The organism is Sagittula salina (assembly GCF_017813235.1).
In the GTDB taxonomy this organism is placed as follows: Bacteria; Pseudomonadota; Alphaproteobacteria; order Rhodobacterales; family Rhodobacteraceae; genus Sagittula; species Sagittula salina.
On the sequence record NZ_JAGISH010000009.1, the window covers coordinates 148,541 to 167,990 of the forward strand.

At 64.1% G+C, this 19,450-nt stretch carries 17 protein-coding genes and 1 pseudogene; 17 read left to right on the top strand and 1 reads right to left on the bottom strand.

What is annotated here, in order from left to right; genetic code table 11:
* Nucleotides 1–282: 282 nt before the first annotated feature.
* A pseudogene (locus J5474_RS16365) lies at nucleotides 283–579 on the bottom strand (IS3 family transposase); the annotation flags it as partial.
* A 350-nt stretch (nucleotides 580–929) separates the two neighbouring features.
* On the opposite strand from J5474_RS16365, the gene J5474_RS16370 reads away from it, so the two are divergent.
* The 17 genes from J5474_RS16370 to ribD all read left to right on the top strand — a co-directional run bounded on the left by J5474_RS16370 (nucleotide 930) and on the right by ribD (nucleotide 19,388).
* Entirely contained in the window at nucleotides 930–2,795 is a 1,866-nt protein-coding gene (locus J5474_RS16370) for a TadE/TadG family type IV pilus assembly protein (RefSeq protein WP_209362012.1), read from the top strand.
* A gap of 150 nt (nucleotides 2,796–2,945) precedes the next feature.
* Nucleotides 2,946–4,892: a pilus assembly protein TadG-related protein gene (locus tag J5474_RS16375; RefSeq protein ID WP_209362013.1), complete on the top strand. Its 1,947-nt coding sequence runs from the start codon at nucleotides 2,946–2,948 to the stop codon at nucleotides 4,890–4,892.
* Nucleotides 4,889–5,425 (top strand): TadE/TadG family type IV pilus assembly protein, encoded by a 537-nt coding sequence (locus tag J5474_RS16380; RefSeq protein WP_209362014.1) that lies wholly within the window; start codon nucleotides 4,889–4,891, stop codon nucleotides 5,423–5,425. Before J5474_RS16375 ends, J5474_RS16380 begins: the two co-directional genes overlap by 4 nt.
* 5 nt (nucleotides 5,426–5,430) lie before the next feature.
* On the top strand, nucleotides 5,431–6,030 hold the full coding sequence (locus J5474_RS16385) for a TadE/TadG family type IV pilus assembly protein (RefSeq protein WP_245216517.1): 600 nt from the start codon (nucleotides 5,431–5,433) through the stop codon (nucleotides 6,028–6,030).
* A gap of 238 nt (nucleotides 6,031–6,268) precedes the next feature.
* Nucleotides 6,269–7,537 (top strand): sarcosine oxidase subunit beta family protein, encoded by a 1,269-nt coding sequence (locus tag J5474_RS16390; protein ID WP_209362126.1) that lies wholly within the window; start codon nucleotides 6,269–6,271, stop codon nucleotides 7,535–7,537.
* An 18-nt stretch (nucleotides 7,538–7,555) separates the two neighbouring features.
* The gene (locus tag J5474_RS16395; RefSeq protein ID WP_209362016.1) at nucleotides 7,556–8,080 is read left to right on the top strand and encodes a hypothetical protein; all 525 of its coding nucleotides are present in this window, start codon (nucleotides 7,556–7,558) and stop codon (nucleotides 8,078–8,080) included.
* 3 nt (nucleotides 8,081–8,083) lie between these two features.
* The gene (locus J5474_RS16400; protein WP_209362018.1) at nucleotides 8,084–8,347 is read left to right on the top strand and encodes a sarcosine oxidase subunit delta; all 264 of its coding nucleotides are present in this window, start codon (nucleotides 8,084–8,086) and stop codon (nucleotides 8,345–8,347) included.
* Complete coding sequence (locus J5474_RS16405; RefSeq protein ID WP_209362020.1) at nucleotides 8,337–11,267, top strand: sarcosine oxidase subunit alpha family protein; 2,931 nt, start codon at nucleotides 8,337–8,339, stop codon at nucleotides 11,265–11,267. The genes J5474_RS16400 and J5474_RS16405 overlap by 11 nt, the downstream gene beginning before the upstream one ends.
* Nucleotides 11,260–11,811: a sarcosine oxidase subunit gamma gene (locus J5474_RS16410; protein WP_209362022.1), complete on the top strand. Its 552-nt coding sequence runs from the start codon at nucleotides 11,260–11,262 to the stop codon at nucleotides 11,809–11,811. Before J5474_RS16405 ends, J5474_RS16410 begins: the two co-directional genes overlap by 8 nt.
* Before the next feature lie 35 nt (nucleotides 11,812–11,846).
* On the top strand, nucleotides 11,847–12,125 hold the full coding sequence (locus tag J5474_RS16415) for a hypothetical protein (protein WP_209362024.1): 279 nt from the start codon (nucleotides 11,847–11,849) through the stop codon (nucleotides 12,123–12,125).
* Nucleotides 12,126–12,251: 126 nt separating this feature from the next.
* Nucleotides 12,252–14,321 (top strand): DNA primase, encoded by a 2,070-nt coding sequence (gene dnaG / locus J5474_RS16420; protein ID WP_209362026.1) that lies wholly within the window; start codon nucleotides 12,252–12,254, stop codon nucleotides 14,319–14,321.
* A gap of 116 nt (nucleotides 14,322–14,437) precedes the next feature.
* On the top strand, nucleotides 14,438–16,456 hold the full coding sequence (gene rpoD / locus J5474_RS16425) for an RNA polymerase sigma factor RpoD (RefSeq protein WP_209362028.1): 2,019 nt from the start codon (nucleotides 14,438–14,440) through the stop codon (nucleotides 16,454–16,456).
* A complete protein-coding gene (locus tag J5474_RS16430; protein ID WP_209362030.1) occupies nucleotides 16,457–16,732 on the top strand; it encodes an HlyU family transcriptional regulator in 276 nt (91 codons plus the stop codon).
* Between the two features lie 29 nt (nucleotides 16,733–16,761).
* Nucleotides 16,762–16,947 carry an RND transporter gene (locus tag J5474_RS16435; RefSeq protein ID WP_245216518.1) on the top strand — a complete coding sequence of 62 codons (186 nt, stop codon included), beginning with the start codon at nucleotides 16,762–16,764 and terminating at the stop codon, nucleotides 16,945–16,947.
* Between the two features lie 92 nt (nucleotides 16,948–17,039).
* On the top strand, nucleotides 17,040–17,291 hold the full coding sequence (locus J5474_RS16440) for a hypothetical protein (RefSeq protein ID WP_209362034.1): 252 nt from the start codon (nucleotides 17,040–17,042) through the stop codon (nucleotides 17,289–17,291).
* Between the two features lie 529 nt (nucleotides 17,292–17,820).
* Complete coding sequence (gene nrdR, locus J5474_RS16445) at nucleotides 17,821–18,291, top strand: transcriptional regulator NrdR (protein ID WP_209362036.1); 471 nt, start codon at nucleotides 17,821–17,823, stop codon at nucleotides 18,289–18,291.
* A 17-nt stretch (nucleotides 18,292–18,308) separates the two neighbouring features.
* Nucleotides 18,309–19,388 (top strand): bifunctional diaminohydroxyphosphoribosylaminopyrimidine deaminase/5-amino-6-(5-phosphoribosylamino)uracil reductase RibD, encoded by a 1,080-nt coding sequence (gene ribD / locus J5474_RS16450; RefSeq protein WP_209362038.1) that lies wholly within the window; start codon nucleotides 18,309–18,311, stop codon nucleotides 19,386–19,388.
* The last annotated feature ends 62 nt before the right edge of the window (nucleotides 19,389–19,450 follow it).

Sequence of the window (19,450 nt, forward strand, 5' to 3'; positions counted from 1 at the left end):
ATCCTGGAACCAGGTGAACTGACGAATCCATGTTCCATGGCTTTCCCACCAGAAATACATTGCACCGTCGGACGGATCGTAGGTGACGGGGTTTCCCGGTCGCGAAGCGCTCGGCTCAGCGCGCTTTTCCTCGACGGGATCCCAAAGGATCAGCCCGCCGGGACCGATCACCGGCGGCCGCGTCAGGTAGACCCCCTTGGTCTCCTCGATGCGCCCGTTGCGGAGGAAACATTCGTGCATCTTGCCCGACGCCTCGAAGTAACGGACTGCCGTGTAGCTGCCCCAGTCCATGATCGCGACCAGGTAGAGGAACCTGCGCCGCATGGGGATGTAGTTAATGTCTGCGCGCCAGACGTGGTTGGGACGCTCGATCACCAAGTCTCTGAGCAGATAAGGATATTTGCGGTGCTCCGGATGCGGCACCGTCGTCTTTGGTTTCTGGTAGACGGCGCGCTAGCCCATCCGCGCCATCAACCGCCGGACGCGTTTTCGCCCGACGCAATAGCCCTGCTTGCGCAGAGGCCTCGCCATCTGGCGGCCGCCGTAGAACGGCGTTTCCATGAACTGCGCATCGATCACTTCATCAGTGCAAGGTTCAGCGGACTTCTCCGTCCTGCCCGGGCTATACCATGCCGACCGGCTTATCCCGATCAGCGCCCGGCGCGCTTGCGCCAGCCGGGGAACCAGAATCCCAAATCCAACTCTCGTTATGAATGAGGAACCGGCAGGGGGCAGAGCACCGGCACGACCGCCGGCATTGGTGTCCCCGCAGATGCATGCGGGCCACCCCTCAAGTTTTCCTAAAATCCTCATTGAAGTCCCCTTCCTTGCCCCATTCCCACCCGGAGCCTTGTCCGAATCTTATCCGAGAACGGCCATTGAAACGTCGCGGCCCCCCGGTCCGCGCCAAACCGGAGACCCGAGGGCCCATGCGGACGCATCATCAGAGCCTTGCTCGCTTCTGGCGGGACGACGAGGGCACCATCACCATCTTCTCTGCCATCATGCTGATCCTGATCCTCGCCATCACCGGCGCCTCGGTCGATCTCATGCGCCGCGAATCCGAACGGGTGCGCTTGCAGGTCACGCTCGACCGCGCCGTTCTCGCCGCCGCCGACCTCGATCAGGGGCGGGATCCCGAAAGCGTGGTGACCGATTATGTGGCCAAGGCGGGGCTGGCGCAGCAAATGACCGGCGTGACCGCCACGGCCGATCCGGGTGCCCGCGTCGTCTCTGCCACCGCGGACATGGATTTCATGACGCTGTTCCTGCCCATGATCGGCTATCCGACCCTGCCGATCCATTCCCGATCCACCGCCGAGGAGCGCATCGCTAACGTCGAGATCAGCATGGTCCTCGACATCTCCGGATCGATGCGCTGGAACAACCGGATCGAGACGCTGCGCCCCGCCGCGAGCCGGTTCGTCGAGAAGGTCCTGACCGAAGACAGTGCCGGCGTGACCACGCTGAACCTTATCCCGTTTGCAGGGCAGGTGAATCCCGGCACCACCATGTTCGACTACTTCCGCGGCAAGCGCGACAAGATCAAGCACGCGAACAATGGATGGGGCAACGGCGACCAGGATGCGCCGGGCAATTCGCTGTGCTCCAACAATGCCGAGAACGCGGACGAGGCACTGCTCGATCCCGCGTGCGGCGGCGACCCGCTGGCCGAGACGGGGCTTGTCCGGGCGTGGGACGCGCCGATCGGGAACATCGTCTTCTACTTCGACACCAACGGTGACGACATCTACGACCGGGCCCACCGCGTGGGGTCGCTTCCAGCCAACGCACCACGCGACGCCGACGACTTCTTTGGTGGCTGGGTTGCCTACCTGATCGCGAACGACTGGCGGCTGTCCGGCTTCGACCAGTTTCTCGGCTTCTCGATCAAGGGCTCCTCCGGCCGCGCAGAGTACTTTCAGGTGAAGGGCGACCTCAACGGCCCGCTGAACGACCTTGGCCCCACGAAAAACACCGGCCGGATCCCGGGCCGCAGCTACGCCTGGGCTGACGTAGACTACACCCTCTGGGCCGCGGCCTACGTGCCGCCGGTGGCTCCGCCGGAAGAGGTCAACGTCAACATTCCCTCCTCCTGCGTGGAGATCCACGACGCGGAATTCGCCACCACCGCGCTGCCCCTGAGCGAGGATTACGTGCCTCACTTCCAGTATTGGCCGGCCGCTCTCGAGGACATGGACTGGGGCTGGTGCCCGGGCGAGGATACGGCGATCCAATATTACTCGGACAACGCCGCAGCGCTGGTCGACTTCATCAACAACATGCGACTGCATGACGGAACGGGACTGCAGTATGGCATGAAGTACGCCCTCGCTCTGCTCGATCCGGCGACCGCCCCCGCGGTGGATACGCTGATCGACGAGGGGCTGGTGGACGGCCGTTTTGAGGGGCGGCCCATTGCCTGGCGCGACCCGGAGACGGAGAAGTTCATCGTCGTCATGACCGACGGCATGGTGACCGACCAGGTGCGCCCCAGCGATCCCACCGCCCCGGTAAACGGCTATATCGATCTGCAGACGCAGGGCGCGGGCAGTTACACGATGCTGTCCAGGCAGGCCAACAATCTCGACAATCTCTTCAGCCAGTGCCAGCAGGCGCGCGACCTTGGGGTGACGGTTTTCGTTGTCGCCTACGAGACCACGCCGGAAGCCGCGCGCGAACTCAGCAACTGCGCCTCCTCGGCAAGTCATTTCTTCGACGTGGATGGTGAAGACCTCATCGATGCCTTCGATGTCATCGCCCGCCAGATCAACAACCTGAGGCTAATCCAATGATTGTTGAAACGTCCTATGCGAAAGAGATGGGGGCGGACCGGCGTGCGGACCGAAATCGATTGGCCGAACCTGAATGTGTCCAAATCTCGCCTGATTGTCCGGTCTATCATTATCCCTGCAGCAAAGAATTTGCCTTGGGAAAGACACGCCATGTTCTCGATGACCAGCCGTCTGGCCCTGCTTCGCCACATGATCCGCGACGAAACCGGGAACATCACCCTGTTTTCGGCACTCATCCTGATCATTCTCCTGGCTGTTTCCGGTGCTTCGGTGGACGTCATGCGTAACGAGGCGGACAGGGTGACGATGCAGGCGGCGCTGGATCGCGGAGTGCTGGCGGCGGCGGATCTGGATCAGCAGCAGGATCCCAAGGGCGTGGTGGATGACTACCTGGCAAAATCGCCGGCTGCCGCCATGCAGACCGACGTCACGGTGACGCAGTCCCTGAACAGCCGGACTGTGGCGGCCAGGGGCACCGCGACCACGGACACGATATTCAGCCATATGTGGGGCTACGACCGGTTCGTGATCCCCGCGCGGGCGACGGCCGAGGAAAAGATCGCAAACGTGGAAATCAGCCTCGTGCTCGATATCTCCGGCTCCATGCAGAACAACAACCGTATCGAGAGGCTGAAGCCCGCCGCGGCCGCTTTCGTCAACAAGGTGATGACAGAGGATTCCAACGGCATCACCACGTTGAATCTCGTGCCCTTCGCGGGGCAGGTGAACCCGGGCGATACCCTGTTCGATTATTTCCGCGGCGAGCGTCCGAAGATCAACCAGAACAATGGCTGGGGCAATGGCGATCAGGACGCGCCGGGCAATTCGGAGTGCACCAACAACGCCGAAAACGCCACCGACTGCGACGACAGCACGACGGCTGAGCCGGTGACCGCAGATCCCGATGCCAGGGACTACTTCAGGAAGCGGTCGAAGGCGGTCACCGACATGGTGTTCTACTACGACACCGACGGCGATGAAATCTACAACATCGCGCACAAGGTCGACGGCTTCCCCGGCACGTGGCCGCGCGACCCGGACGATATCTTCAAGGGCTACGTGGCCGCCGCCTTGCACTTCGACAGTCGGCTGACCGATCCCTCGCAATTCCTCGGCGCCTCGGTGCGGACGACGGACAAGCGGACCTATTACTACCAGGTAAAAGGCGACGAGAACGGCAGGCGCAACGACATTGGTCCGACGCTGCACAAGGGCAACAACCCCGGCTGGACCGTCCGCTACGACTGGATCAACCCCGACGACTGGGTCGATCATTACGTTTCGCCGAACCAGGCCGCAATGGACGCCGAAGCGCAGGCGGAGGCCGATGCGGCTGCCGGGGGAGGTGCCACGTCCAACGGCGTTGAAGGAACACAGACCGTCAACATGCCTTCTTCCTGCGTCGAAATCCACGGCGAGGAATTTTCTGACACCGCGATGCCGAAGTCCAACGACCACGTCCCGCATTTCGTGTTCTGGGGGATCGACGACGACACGATGGACTGGGGCTGGTGCCCCTCCGAGGAAATGGCGATCCAGTATTATTCCGACAGCGCCGAAACGCTGATCGAGTTCATCAACAAGATGCGTCTGCACGACGGCACGGGCTTGCAATACGGCATGAAATATGGCCTTGCGCTGCTTGATCCGGTGAACCGTCCCGCGCTGTCGGAACTTATTGGCGAAGGCGTGGTGAACGCGAGTTTTGAAGGCCGCCCGATGGATTGGGGCGATACGGAGACCGAAAAGTACATCGTGCTGATGTCCGACGGTGACGTGACCCAGCAGATGCGGCCGAACGATCCTGAAAACCCGTCAAACGCCACCACGCCGCTGTCGAGGCAGGGGAGCGGATCTTGGCACGAATTCACCTCGGCGGCGACGGGCCGCAGCCAGTTCCACCGCCAGTGCGATCTGGCCAAGCAGAACGGCGTGACCGTCTTTACCATCGCCTTCGAGACCAGCTCTTTCGCCAGCGAAGTGCTGGCTTACTGCGCCTCATCGGCCAGCCATGCCTTTCACGTCGTGGGCGACGAGATCCATGACACCTTCGATACCATCGCCCGCCAGATCAACAACCTGAGGCTGATCCAATGATGTCCAGCATCCGATCTTTGGTGACGCGTTTCCGGCGGGAGGAGGACGGCTCCGCCGCAGTTGAGTTCGCGCTCTATTTCACGCTTTTCTTTTTCATCCTCACGGCGGGATGGGAAGTCGCCTACATGAACCTGCGTCACGCGATGCTGGAACGCGCGGTGGACCTTTCGGTGCGCGACATTCGCCTGTCGACGGGGGCGGTGCCCAGCTACACCGAGATCCGCACGCGGATCTGCGAGGACGCCGCGATCCTCTCGGATTGTGGCAGCAACCTGATGCTCGAAATGGTGGAGGTCGATCCGCGCAACTTCTGGACCATCGACCCGAACCCGGACTGCCGCAACGCCGAGGAAGAACCGCGGCCGGTCCGCCACTTCAACGCGGGTCAGGACAACGCCCTGATGCTGATCCGCGCCTGCCTGAAGTACAAGCCGATGATGCCCACCACCGGCATCGGCAAGGAGCTGAACAAGGACAGCGAAGGTTACGCACAGATGATCGTGACCTCTGCCTTTGTCCAGGAACCGAGGTAAGCGCCATGATGACCCTGTTGCTGACCCGCCTGCGCGGCTTTGCCGAGGATACCCGGGGCAACGTCACCCTCGAGACGGTGATCTGGCTGCCGCTTCTTCTGACGGTGCTGGCCTCCATGGTTTCGCTGCACGATGCCTTTCGTTACAAGAGCCTGAATACCAAGGCCGCGTATACGATCTCGGACGCGCTGTCGCGCGAGACCGAACCGGTCGACGACGCATACCTGGACGGCATGGTGGACGTGCTCGAATTCCTGACGATTTCGGCCGGACCCTATTCGGTGCGGGTGACGCTGGTAAGCTTTGACGCCGACACGTTGAACTACGATGGCTCCGTTCGGAGTGCGGGCGCGGGATACCAGGTGGATTGGTCCCAGGTTCGCGGAGATTTCATTGCGTTGACCGATGCAGAACTCGCCGAGATGACGGCGAACCTTCCCGAAATGCTCGATAACGAGCGGGTGATCCTGGTGGAAACGCGGACCGAGTATATCCCGCCGTTCGAAATTCCGATCCTGAACGAGGCGGATTTGTTCTACACCTACGGTTTCACCCGGCCCCGCTTTGCCCCCAAGATCGTCTGGGCCGACAGCACGGGCACCTGAGCCGGAGCAGGGCCGGCTTGACGGCGGTCCGAAGGCTTGTGCCTCGTACGGTCAGCCATTCCCGCAACGGGCGCCCCATGGTGCCCGTCGCGCTTTGGTCCAAAGGCGACCCCATCTGTCGCAGAGCGATCATCTTTTCGCGCGGAGGCGTTGATACTTGCCTGCGGGGCCGGCCGGATGGCTTGGGACGGGCAGGGAGATCGGCATGGGCAGGACGACTGGCGCGATTGGTGGAGGCATGGGCAGCGGCTCGGGGCGCTTTTCCGGGTGGCGCATCCTGAAGGAGGGGCTGACCGGAAACCGTGGCTGGCGCCCGCATTTCCGGAACCCCGCACCGAAGCCCGAGTACGACGTTCTGATTATCGGTGGCGGGGGGCACGGTCTCGCCACGGCCTTCTACCTCGCCCAGGAACACGGCCTGACCAATGTCGCCGTGTTGGAGAAAGGCTACCTCGGAGGCGGCAACGTCGGCCGGAACACCACCATCGTCCGCGCCAACTACGGGCTGCCGGGCAACTCGGAATTCTACTCGCATTCGCTGAAGCTCTGGGAGGGGATGGAGCGGGAACTGAACTTCAACACCATGATGAGCCAGCGTGGTGTGCTGAACCTCTACCATTCGGACGGGCAGCGCGACGCCTTTGCCCGGCGGGGGAACGCCATGCGCAATCAGGGTGATGACGCGGAACTGCTGGACCGTGCGGCGGTCCGCCGGCTGGTGCCTTATCTCGATTTCGACAACGCGCGCTTTCCGGTGCATGGCGGGCTGCTGCACCGGCGTGGCGGCACCGCGCGGCACGACGCGGTGGCCTGGGGCTATGCGCGCGGGGCAGACCACCGGGGCGTCGATCTGATCCAGAACTGCACTGTGACTGGCATCGACATCGTGCAGGGCCGCGTGACAGGCGTGCAGACCACACGCGGGGCGATCCGGGCGAAGAAGGTCGGCATCGTGGTGGCGGGGCGGTCCTCGGAGGTGGCGGCCATGGCGGGAATGCGCCTGCCGATCGAAAGCCACGTGCTGCAGGCCTTTGTCACCGAGGGGCTGAAGCCGGTTATCGACCATGTGGTGACCTTCGGCATGTCGCATTTCTACATCTCGCAGAGCGACAAGGGCGGGCTGGTGTTCGGCGGCGACCTCGATTTCTACGCCTCCTACGCGGCGCGGGGCAACTTGCCCATGGTCGAGCACGTCATGGAAGCGGGCATGACCCTGATGCCGATGATCGGCAAGGCGCGTGTTCTGCGGTCCTGGGGCGGGATCATGGACATGTCGCCGGATGGATCACCGATCATCGACAGGACGGGGGTGGACGGGCTCTACCTGAACTGCGGCTGGTGCTACGGCGGTTTCAAGGCGGTGCCGGGCTCGGGGTTTTCCTTTGCGCATCTGGTGGCCACCGACCGTCCCCACGCCCCCGCCGCGCGCTTCCGGCTGGACCGGTTCGCGACGGGCCGGGGGCTGATGGACGAAGAGGGCACCGGCGCGCAACACAACCTGCATTGAGGGGCGGAGAGGGGAAAGATGAGTATTTTGACCAGGGGGAAACTGGGGGGACTTGCCCTCCTTCTTGCGGCGGCGCTGGGCGGGGCGGTCGGCGCGGCCTCGGGAGAAGATCTCGCGCCCGGTTGCTATGAGCGCGTCTACAGCCCGGCGCATCTGTCGGCGCACCCGGGGCAGGTGGTTTCCATGCTGCGCTTTCACGTTGGCCAATGGGTGACGGAGGTGGCGCGTGACGCGACGCTGTCTGTTGTCATGGTCGGGCAGGGCGGAGCCGTAGGCCTGAACCCTTGGGGCGACGCCCTGAAGCAGTCGCTGTTCTGCGGGAGCGAGACGCAGGAAACCGTGCATTGCCGGGTGCAATGCGATGGCGGCGGGCTGGAGGTGACGCGGCAAGACGCGGCCGGACTGACCTTCCGCACGCGTTACCTTCTGGTGGGTGAAGGGCAGGATGGCTGCGGCGGGCTGGCCGATCTGGCGGAGGCGCCGGGGCAGTGGGTGTCTTATCGGCTGAACCGCGTCGATGACGTCTTCTGCGAGGATATGTGACCGATGCGCCTGACCTGCCCGCTCTGTGGTGCACGTGATCGCCGCGAATTCACCTATCAGGGCGATGCGATCATGCTGACCCGACCTTCGAACGACGACCCGACGGCGTTTTCCGACTGGCTGCATCTGCGCGACAACCCCGCCGGGCGAACGCGCGATCTCTGGTATCACGAAGCAGGCTGCTGCGCGTGGCTGGTGGTGGAACGGGATACGGTCACGCACGCGGTGCATTCCGTGGCGCTGGTGGAGGGTGAGGATGCGGATTGAGGGCTACGGGCGGGTGGATCGCGACGTTTCGCTGGATTTCAGCTTCGACGGGCGCCGGTTTGCCGGGCATCCCGGCGATACGCTGGCTTCCGCCCTGATGGCCGAGGGCGTGGTGCTGACGGGCCGCAGCTTCAAATACCACCGCCCGCGCGGCGTACTGACGGACACTTCCGCCGAGCCGAATGCCCTGGTCACCGTCGGGCGCGGGGCGGGGCGCGACCCGAACACCCGTGCCACGGTACAGGAGCTCTACAACGGGCTTGAAGCGCGCAGCCAGAACCGCTGGCCGACGCTGTCGCTGGACCTCTGGGCTGTGAATGACCTTGCCGCGCCGTTTCTCGGTGCCGGGTTCTACTACAAGACCTTCATGTGGCCGCGGGCCTTCTGGGAGAAGCTTTACGAGCCGATCATCCGCCGTGCGGCGGGGCTGGGCGCGCTGTCAGGTGAAGCGGACGGCGAGCGTTACGAAAAGGCCTACGCCTTCTGCGACCTGCTGGTGATCGGCGCCGGCCCGGCGGGGCTGATGGCGGCACGTGTGGCGGCGGAGGCGGGGGCGCAGGTCATCCTGTGTACCGAAGAGCCCCGGTTCGGCGGACGCTTGCTGGCCGAAGCGGAGGAGGTCGACGGCCAGCCGGGGCACCTCTGGGTGGCCGGGGTGTTGGCGCGTCTGCGCGGAATGGACAACGTCCGCCTTATGCCGCGCACCACTGTCACCGGGGCCTATGACGGCGGTACTTACGGGGCGCTGGAGCGTGTCTCCCACCATGTCGCGGACCCGCAGGGGGCACCGCGCGAATGTTTCTGGCGCATCGTGGCGCAGAGGGCGGTGCTGGCTGCCGGGGCGCTGGAGCGGCCCGTGGCCTTTGGCGACAACGACCGGCCCGGAGTGATGCTTGCCTCCGCGCTGCGCGGCTACCTGCATCGCTATGGGGCTGCACCGGGGCGACAGGTGGCGGTGTTCACCAATAACGACGACGGCCACCGGACGGCACGCGACCTCGCGCGGGCGGGGCTGAACGTGGTCGCGCTGGTGGATTCTCGCCACGACGCTGAAAGTCTCGCGGGCGAGGTGCCCTTTTTTCCCGGCTGGCAGGTCTGCGGCACGCAAGGCAGGCGGCGGCTGTCGGGGATCACCCTGCGGGCGCCCGACGGGCGGCGCGATGTCTTGCAGGTGGAGGCGCTGGGCGTCTCCGGCGGCTACAACCCGTCGCTGCACCTGACCTGCCACATGGGGGCGCGGCCCGTGTGGCGAGACGACATTGCCGCCTTCGTGCCGCCTGCCGCGCATGTGCCGGGTTTGACCGTTGCGGGGTCCGCCAATGGTGCCTTTACCACCTATGGCTGCCTGACGGAGGGTGCAGAGGCCGGGGCGGAGGCTGTGCGGGTGCTGGGCTTTCGCGCGGAAGTCGCGGACAACATCCCTCAGGCGAACAATACGCCCAACCGCCTGCGGCGCCTCTGGGCCGTGCCGGGCCGGGGGCGGGCCTGGCTCGATTTCCAGAACGACGTGACCGTGAAGGACGTGCGGCAGGCAGCGGCGGAGAATTACGCCTCCGTCGAGCATATGAAGCGCTACACCACCCAGGGTATGGCCACCGATCAGGGCAAAAGCTCCAACGTCTCGGCGCTGGCCATCCTCGCCGATGCAACCGGTCGCGACATACCGGAGACCGGCACGACCACCTTCCGTCCGCCCTACTCACCCATTGCGATCGCCGCCATGGGCGCGGGCGGGCAGGGTGCGGGTTTTGCTCCGGAGCGCTTCACCACCTCGCATGAGGCAAGCCTGCGCCGCGCGGCCCCTATGGTGGAGGCAGGTCTGTGGTATCGCCCGTCGTATTTCCCGGTAAAGGGTGAACGGCACTGGCGCCCGGCCTGCGACCGCGAGGTACGGATGGTGCGTGACCGGGTCGGGGTCTGCGATGTCTCCACCCTTGGCAAGATCGACCTGCAGGGGCGGGACGTGGGGCGGTTTCTCGACTGCGTATACGCCAACACCTTCAGCACCCTGAAGCCGGGGCGCACCCGCTACGGGTTGATGCTGCGCGAGGACGGATTTGTCATGGACGACGGCACCACGGCGCGGTTGGCCGAACTCCATTGGCTGATGACGACCACCACTGCCGCCGCCGGACAGGTGATGCGCCATCTCGACTGGGTGAAACAGGCCTATGCCCAGGGCTGGGACGTTCGATTTATCTCCGTCACGGAGCAATGGGCGCAGTTCGCGGTAGCGGGTCCGCAGGCGCGAGATCTGCTCAATGACGTGCTGGATGCCCCGATCGACAACCTGGGTTTCCCGTACATGGCAAATGGTGCCGTTTCGATCGGCGGCACGCGGGCGCGGCTGTTCCGCATATCCTTTTCCGGCGAGCACGCTTACGAAGTCGCCGTGCCCAGCCGCTATGGTGCGGCGCTCTGGGATCTTTTGGTAGCGCGGGCGGAGGCGCTTGGCGGCGGGCCTTACGGCATGGAAGCGCTGAACGTCCTGCGCATCGAGAAGGGGCATATCACCCACGCCGAGATCCATGGGCGCACAACCGCGCATGACATCGGGATGGGGCGGATGATCGCTGCAAAGGACTGCATCGGCCGCACCATGGCGGGGCGGCCGGGGCTGGTGAACGACCGCGAGGAACTGGTGGGCCTGCGTCCGCTTGCGGGCGGCACGCTCACGGCGGGGGCGCATCTTTTCGCGCCGGAGGCCGATCCAGTGCGCGAAAACGATCACGGCTATACCACCTCCGCCTGTTTTTCGCCCACGCTGGGGGAGGAACGCGCGCTGGGCTTTCTGTTGAACGGCCACCGTCGCCATGGAGAGACGGTCCGGCTGGTGGATCACCTGCGCGGGATCGACACGCTTTGCGAGGTGACCGCCCCCTGCGCCTTTGACCCGACAGGAGGCCGTCTTCGTGACTGATCTGATCGCACGCTCGCCCGCCTTCGGGCTGACCCCGGTCGCATACGGGGCAACAACCCTGACGGAGGGGCCCTGGCAGCAACTGACCGCGCTCATGCCCTTTGCCGGGCAGACCGCCCGGATTTGTACCGCGCTTCAGGATGCCTACGGCCTGAACTTTCCCGCGCCGGGGCGGCTGACCCGTGCGGGCCACACCACATGCGTCTGGACCGGGCGCGGGCAGGCTTTTCTTGTCGGGTCCGAACCCGTTCAGGATCTGGCACGATACGCCGCCGTGACCGATCAGTCCGACGCTTGGGTGACGCTGGACCTTACCGGCGAACAGGCGGCGGAGGTGCTGGCCCGGCTCGTGCCGCTGGACCTGTCGCCGCGCGCCTTCGGTGCCGATCATGCCGCCCGGACCCTGCTGGGACATGCCGCCATCCAGTTGCACCGCCTGGAAAACGGCTTTCGCATCAGGGGCTTCCGCTCCATGGCGCGGACGATTGTGCACGAAACCGCCGATGCGATGGCAGCCGTTGCCGCCCGCGCGGCTCTGGACTAGAACCCAGTCGTAACCCATCGTTCCGGAGTCATGAGATGCGCAAGACGATCCTTGCCCTATGCCTTGTTTGCGCGGCCCCCGCAGCCTTTGCGCAGGAGGCGCTGGACAAATGCGCCCAGACCGAGGCCTGGTTCAACCTTGCCGTTGACAGCCGCAAGCTGGGCGAGACCGAGATCGCCGTGCGCCGGACGCTGCGCGCGGACATGGGCCGTGACGCCGCCGATCAACTGGTGGCCTTTGTCTATGCCCTGCCGGAGGAGCATCTGACCCACGACGTGGGTGCCTTGGCACGCGAGCAGTGCGAGGGGCTCTGAGCGGCCCGATTCCAGGCCCGATTCCAGGCCCGATTCCTGGCCCGATCACTGTCGTGTTCCGTGGCTCTCATATCCGCACGCAGACCCTCTTGAGAATCGCCCCCTGACCGGAGGATACTGCGCGCCATGAGCCTCCCCCCCGGATTCCTGGACGAACTGCGAAACCGCATCAGCCTTTCCGACGTCGTCGGGCGAAAGGTCATGTGGGACAAGCGGAAATCCCAGCCTGGCAAGGGCGACCTATGGGCGCCGTGCCCTTTCCACCACGAAAAGACCGCCTCCTTTCACGTCGATGACCGAAAGGGATTCTACTATTGCTTCGGTTGCCACGAGAAGGGCGACGCCTTTTCCTTTGTACAGAAGCTGGACAACGTGGGCTTCATGGAGGCAATCGAGATCCTCGCCACCGAGGCCGGGATGGAAATGCCTGCCAAGGACCCGAAGGCACAGGAAAAGCTCGACCGGCGCACCGTTCTGGGCGAGGTCATGGAGCAGGCGGTCCAGTTCTTTCGGTTCTCGCTGAAACAGCAGGTGGCCAGCGATGCCCGCGCCTATCTGGCGAAACGTGGTATGACGCCGCCGGTACTGGACCGGTTCGAAATCGGCTTTGCCCCGCCGGGCTGGGACAATCTGCGGCTGGCTCTGACTGGCAAAGGGGTGTCGATTGACGACCTCGTGGCCTGCGGCCTGTCGAAGAAGTCGGACAAGGGCAAGGAACCCTACGACGTCTTCCGCAACCGCATCATCTTTCCGATCCGCGACGCGCGCGGGCGGGCAATCGCCTTTGGCGGTCGGGCGATGGATCCCGACGACAACGCGAAATATTTGAACTCGCCGGAAACGGAACTGTTCGACAAATCGCGCAACCTGTACAACCTGCGCCCCGCGCGGGAGGCTTCGGGGCGTGGCCAGCCGCTCGTCGTGGCGGAGGGCTACATGGATGTGATCGCTCTGTCAGAGGCAGGCTTTCGCGCCTCCGTCGCGCCGCTGGGCACCGCCGTGACGGAGAGCCAGTTGCAGCTGATGTGGCGGTTGTCGGAAGAGCCGGTCATCGCGCTCGACGGTGACAAGGCCGGCCTGCGCGCCGCCTACCGCGTCATCGACCTTGCATTGCCATTGCTGGAAGCTGGCAAGTCCCTGCGCTTTGCCCTCATGCCCGAGGGCAAGGATCCCGACGACCTCCTGCGCGCCGAGGGCGCGGAGGCGGTGAGCCGCGTGCTGGACGCTGCCGTTCCCATGGTCGAACTGCTCTGGCGCAACGAAACCGAGGGCAAGACCTTCGACAGTCCGGAACGCCGTGCGGCGCTGGACAAGGCCCTGCGCGAGCGCGTGCGGCTGATCCGCGACCCCAGCCTGCGCCAGCATTATGGCGAGGCGATCCGCGAAAGGCTCGACCAGCTTTACAACCGGGTCGGGACGCGGGCACCGGACAGCTTTGACAGCGGCTTCGGCGGCGCACCCGGCGGGGGATACGGCGGCAACTTCGACAGAGGATACGGCGGCGGCGCAAAGGGAGAATTCAGGGGTGATTTCAAGGGCGGCTTCAAGGGCAGGGGCGGGCGCGGCCCGCGTCGTCCTTGGAATGCCCCGGAGCCGCCCAGTCCCACGGCGAAGGCGTCGCTGCTTGCCTCCGGAGGCGAGACGCCCGAACTCCGCCTGCGTGAAGAGGTCATCCTTGCCACGCTCTTTTGTCATCCGGCGCTGAGCGAGACGTTCGAGCATCAACTCGAGGCGCTCTCCTTCGCGGACCCCGACCTTGCCACGCTGCGGGACATCCTGCTGACTTGCCTCGACCGCCCCGACGCCGTGGCCGAGGAGGCCGAGCGCAGAATCGGGCCGCAGAGCCTTGAATCCCTCCTCTCGGCGCGCCATATCGCCGTGGTTCCCTGCATCCGTACGCCCGGTGCGCTGGACCTCGCCCGCACGACCGTGGCCGAGGAACTGGCCAAGCTGGAGGCCCTGCGCGGCTGGCAGGCGGAATTGCAGGAGGCGGTCGAAGACCTCGATGAGGGAAGCGAGACGACGACCTGGCGCCTAGGCCAGGCGGCGCGGGCGAAGTCCGAAATCGGTCGCCGTACCGACGAGAGTGAAATGGACTACGCCGTGGCAAAAAATGGTGCCCTGGTGGACAAGGACGAGCGAAGCGCATTTGATTCGCTCCTCTCCACGATCCGATTCGAAAAGGGACGCAGATAATCCTCACCGTGGTGAGAAAAAGGTAAACAATTGAGGCTAGACGGGTGTCCGAATCGTCGAATCGCTATAAGTAGTCGGTTTAACGAATCACTCCGTCCCCTGATCAGGAGAGCCGCATGGCAGCCAAGGACAACGAAGACACCAAGTCCGACGACCAGGAAGAAGAAATCAGCCTCGACATGAGCCAGGCAGCGGTCAAGAAGATGATCGCCGAGGCGCGTGAGCGTGGCTACATCACCTATGACCAGCTCAACCAGGTGCTTCCGCCGGATCAGGTGTCTTCGGACCAGATCGAGGACGTGATGTCGATGCTCTCCGAAATGGGCATCCAGGTCACGGAGGACGACGAGGAGGCCGAGGAAGACGATTCCAAAAAGGGCTCCACCGATCTGGTCGAACAAAAGCGTGGCGGCGAGGTCACGCTTGGCAGTGGCACGACGGAAAAGCTCGACCGCACGGATGACCCCGTGCGCATGTACCTGCGCGAGATGGGGTCGGTCGAACTGCTGTCGCGCGAGGGCGAGATCGCCATCGCGAAGCGTATCGAGGCCGGCCGCAACACGATGATCCTCGGGCTTTGCGAAAGCCCGCTGACCTTCCAGGCCATCACCATCTGGCGCGAGGAACTCCTGTCGGAGGATATCCTTCTGCGGGACGTGATCGACCTCGAGACCACGTTTGGCAATCAGCTTGGCGAAGACGGCGAGATCGACGAACCGGTGGTGGATTCCACCGCTGCCGTCGGTTCCTCCGCATCGGGAACCGATGGCGAAAACCGCGCCACCCGGTCGGACGAACAAGAGTATGACGCCGACGGCAATCCGATCAGCCGCGACGACGACGACGACGACGACGAGCAGGCCAACATGTCGCTCGCCGCGATGGAGACCGCGCTGAAGCCGCGTGTTCTGGAAACGCTCGATCGCATTGCACAGGACTACGAGGCGCTGGCCGAGATGCAGGACAGCCGCATCTCAGCCACGCTGAACGAGGACGGGTCCTTCGACTCCACTGACGAGGCGATGTACCAGAAGCTTCGCAGCGAGATCGTCGAGCTGGTGAATGGTCTGCACCTGCACAACAACCGCATCGAGGCGCTGATCGACCAGCTGTACGGCATCAACAAGCGCATCATGTCGATCGATTCCGCCATGGTGAAGCTGGCCGATCAGGCCCGCATCAACCGCCGCGAGTTCATCGAGGAATACCGCGGCCACGAGCTTGATCCGAACTGGCTCGACCGGATGGCGGAGAAAGGCGGTCGCGGCTGGCAGATGTTCATCGAGCGCTCCTCCGACAAGGTGGAGGAACTGCGGTCCGACATGGCGCAGGTCGGCCAGTACGTCGGTCTCGACATTTCCGAATTCCGCCGCATCGTTCAGCAGGTCCAGAAGGGCGAGAAAGAAGCCCGCCAGGCCAAGAAGGAGATGGTGGAGGCGAACCTGCGCCTCGTGATCTCCATCGCGAAAAAGTATACCAACCGTGGTCTGCAATTCCTCGACCTGATCCAGGAAGGCAATATCGGCCTCATGAAGGCCGTGGACAAGTTCGAGTATCGCCGCGGCTACAAGTTCTCGACCTATGCGACGTGGTGGATCCGCCAGGCGATCACCCGCTCTATCGCCGATCAGGCGCGTACAATCCGCATCCCGGTCCACATGATCGAGACGATCAACAAGCTGGTCCGCACGGGACGTCAGATGCTGCACGAGATCGGCCGCGAACCGACCCCGGAGGAACTGGCCGAGAAGCTCCAGATGCCGCTGGAGAAGGTCCGCAAGGTGATGAAGATCGCCAAGGAGCCGATCTCGCTCGAAACGCCCATCGGCGACGAGGAAGACAGCCAGCTGGGCGATTTCATCGAGGACAAGAATGCCGTCCTGCCGCTGGATTCCGCTATTCAGGAAAACCTGAAGGAAACCACGACGCGGGTTCTGTCCTCGCTCACGCCGCGCGAGGAACGTGTTCTGCGGATGCGCTTTGGCATCGGTATGAACACCGACCACACGCTCGAAGAGGTGGGGCAGCAGTTCAGCGTGACGCGCGAACGCATCCGGCAGATCGAGGCTAAGGCGCTGCGCAAGCTCAAGCACCCCTCCCGGTCGCGCAAGCTACGCTCCTTCCTGGATCAGTAGATGTCGTTCTGGAAAAGACTTTTTGGCGGTGGGACCGAGAAGCCCGCCGCCGAGCCCATCGAATATGAGGGCTTTCTGATCACGCCGCAGCCCATTGCGGAAGATGGCGGCTACCGCATCTCCGCCGTAATCGAAGGCGAAGTGGGCGGTGAGACGAAAACCCACACCCTGATCCGCGCGGACGTGTTACGCGATCCCGATGATGCGGCGGAGGCCTCTGTCGCCAAGGCAAAGCAGATGATCGACCAGACGGGCGCGGGGCTTTTCGACGCATGAGGCGGCTTCTGGCTCGACTGGAGTGGTGGATGGTCGGGCTGCTTTGCCTCACGCTGGGCCTCGCCCCTGTAATCCCGGAACCGCATGTCTGGGAAAAACTAAAGATGCTGGCAGCGGGTGACCTGACGCGGCCGATGGACATCTTTGACCTCTTGCTGCACGGCATGCCCTGGATGTTTGCATTGGCAAAACTGGCACTGCGTCCCGCACGATAAACAGCCCCGCGAGGGGGCAGTTTCCCGACCGATCTTTGCAAAAGAGGAACCTTTTCCGGGCTTTGCTCGTTCATGTGCTGAAGGAGACCGACATGACCAAGCTGCCCGTCCTCGTTTTTGCCATCGCCGCCACGGCAACCGCCGCGATCGCCGCCAGTGACATGCTCGCACCCCAGGACCACGGCGTGATCGAGATCGAGGTCGCGCCCGAGGACCTGTCACGCTGCCAGGAAACACTGGCGCAGGTGGCGGCCATGCCGGCCGTTTCTGATAGCGGACATGCGCTTCCGGCCTCCGCGACGCAGGGCCTGCCGTCGGTCGCCTGCGTGGTGCGCGACATCTGATCGCCGCGCCGAAGCTCTTTTCCCCACAGGACAAGTGTCCCTGGAAGAAGCCTACAGTTCTATCCCACGCACGTTCGCCAATCCCTCCGACGCCGCGTCATAGCGGCGTCGAGTTTTTGTGGAACGCCTGTGCCAAACCCAATACGCGCGCAGTGTGGAGCAGTGTGGATCTGGCCGTGCTCAATCGGCGCTGCTTCGTACCCGGCAGACCGTCATTGACCCGCTCGCCTTGTGGCGCCAGCCGCCGATCCCGTGATCGCCTATCTCCCGCATACGCATGAAGGTTCCGGCTGCCTGCCCGCCCATATCAAGGCGGCGTTGATCCCCATCTCGGACCATCGCACCGCCCCGCCATGGAGTGCTGTCACCCCTGCACACGGGACACGAAACGCCGGCAAGCCCCTGACAATGCCTCATTTAGAGGCGCGAATATTTCCCTACCCAAAACCTAGGCGATCGCCTATAGTGCCTGTGGATAAGGGGGGACAACCCCCAAAAGAGGCGGGAATTAAGACGAGGGGACAGGTCGATGCGCTGCCCGTTTTGCGGAAATATCGATACTCAGGTCAAGGACAGCCGCCCGGCGGAAGATCACGTCTCCATCCGGCGCAGACGCTTTTGTCCGGCGTGCGGTGGCCGTTTCACTACTTATGAACGTGTACAGTTGCGCGACCTCGTGGTGATCAAGACCAACGGACGGCGCGAGGACTTCGACCGGGACAAACTCGAACGCTCGATCCGGATTGCGTTGCAGAAACGGCCAATCGACCCGGAGCGTATCGATCAGATGATCTCCGGCATCGTGCGGCGGCTCGAAAGCATGGGCGAAACCGATATCCCCTCAAAGCAGATCGGCGAGATCGTGATGGAAACGCTGGCCCGCATCGATACAGTGGCCTATGTGCGCTTTGCCAGCGTTTACAAGAACTTCCAGGCTGCGGACGACTTTGACAAGTTCGTTTCCGAACTCCGCCCCGAAAACAGCCAACCGGCACGCTGAACATGGATGCCCGCCTGATGGCCCAGGCCCTGGCGCTGGGTCGCCGTGGTATGGGGCAGACCTGGCCCAACCCCGCCGTCGGCTGCCTGATCGTGCGCGATGGGCGGGTGGTCGGGCGTGGCTGGACGCAGCCCGGTGGGCGCCCGCATGCCGAGGTCGTGGCGCTGGCCCAAGCCGGGGAACAGGCCAGTGGCGCAACGGCTTATGTCACTTTGGAACCCTGTAGCCACCAAGGCCAGACACCGCCGTGCTGTGATGCACTGATCGCGGCAGGGATCGCCCGTGTGGTGGCCCCGGTGGCCGACAGCGATCCGCGTGTCTCGGGACAGGGGTTCGACCGCCTGCGCGCGGCAGGCATTTCCGTTACCACGGGCGTGCTGACGGCACATGCACTTCAGGATCATGCGGGTTTTTTCCTCAGGGTTGAGCAGGGTCGTCCGTGGCTGACGCTGAAACTGGCCATGACGCTGGACGGTCGCATCGCCACCGCTACCGGGGAAAGCCAGTGGATTACCGGCCCCACAGCCCGCCACGCGGTGCACGCCCTGCGCGCCAGCCATGATGCCGTGCTGGTCGGCGGCGGCACCGCGCGCGCTGACAATCCGCGCCTGACGGTCCGCGGGCATGAAGTAATCCGCCAGCCGGTGCGTATCGTGGCCAGCCGCCATCTGGATCTTCCACTGCTTGGCGATCTTGCGCGCACGGCAGAAGAAGTGCCGCTCTGGCTATGTCATGGCCCAACCGTAGGGGCCGACTTGTTGACTGCGTGGAAACAATTGGGCGCTATTCTGGTATCGGTCCCTCTCTCGGCGGGGCGGCTTGATGTGGCCGCGCTGCTGCAAACGCTCGGTTCGCGGGGCATGACCCGGGTGTTCTGCGAGGGCGGCGGACAGCTGGCCGCCTCGCTGCTGGCACAGGATCTCGTTGACGAATTGCACGTATTCACGGCGGGTGTGGCGCTCGGTGCCGAGGGGCATCCGGGCATCGGTGCCTTGGGGGTGGATCGTCTCGCGGATGCGCCGCGTTTTGCTCTTGTGGATATCATGGCGCGGGGGATGGACGTCCAGCATGTTTGGCGCCGGATCTCGCTTGGGTAGCCGCTTGATCTGTGGCGCGTAACGTTTTTCGGTTCGAAAGATCAGGTCCTTCCCTGCCTGTG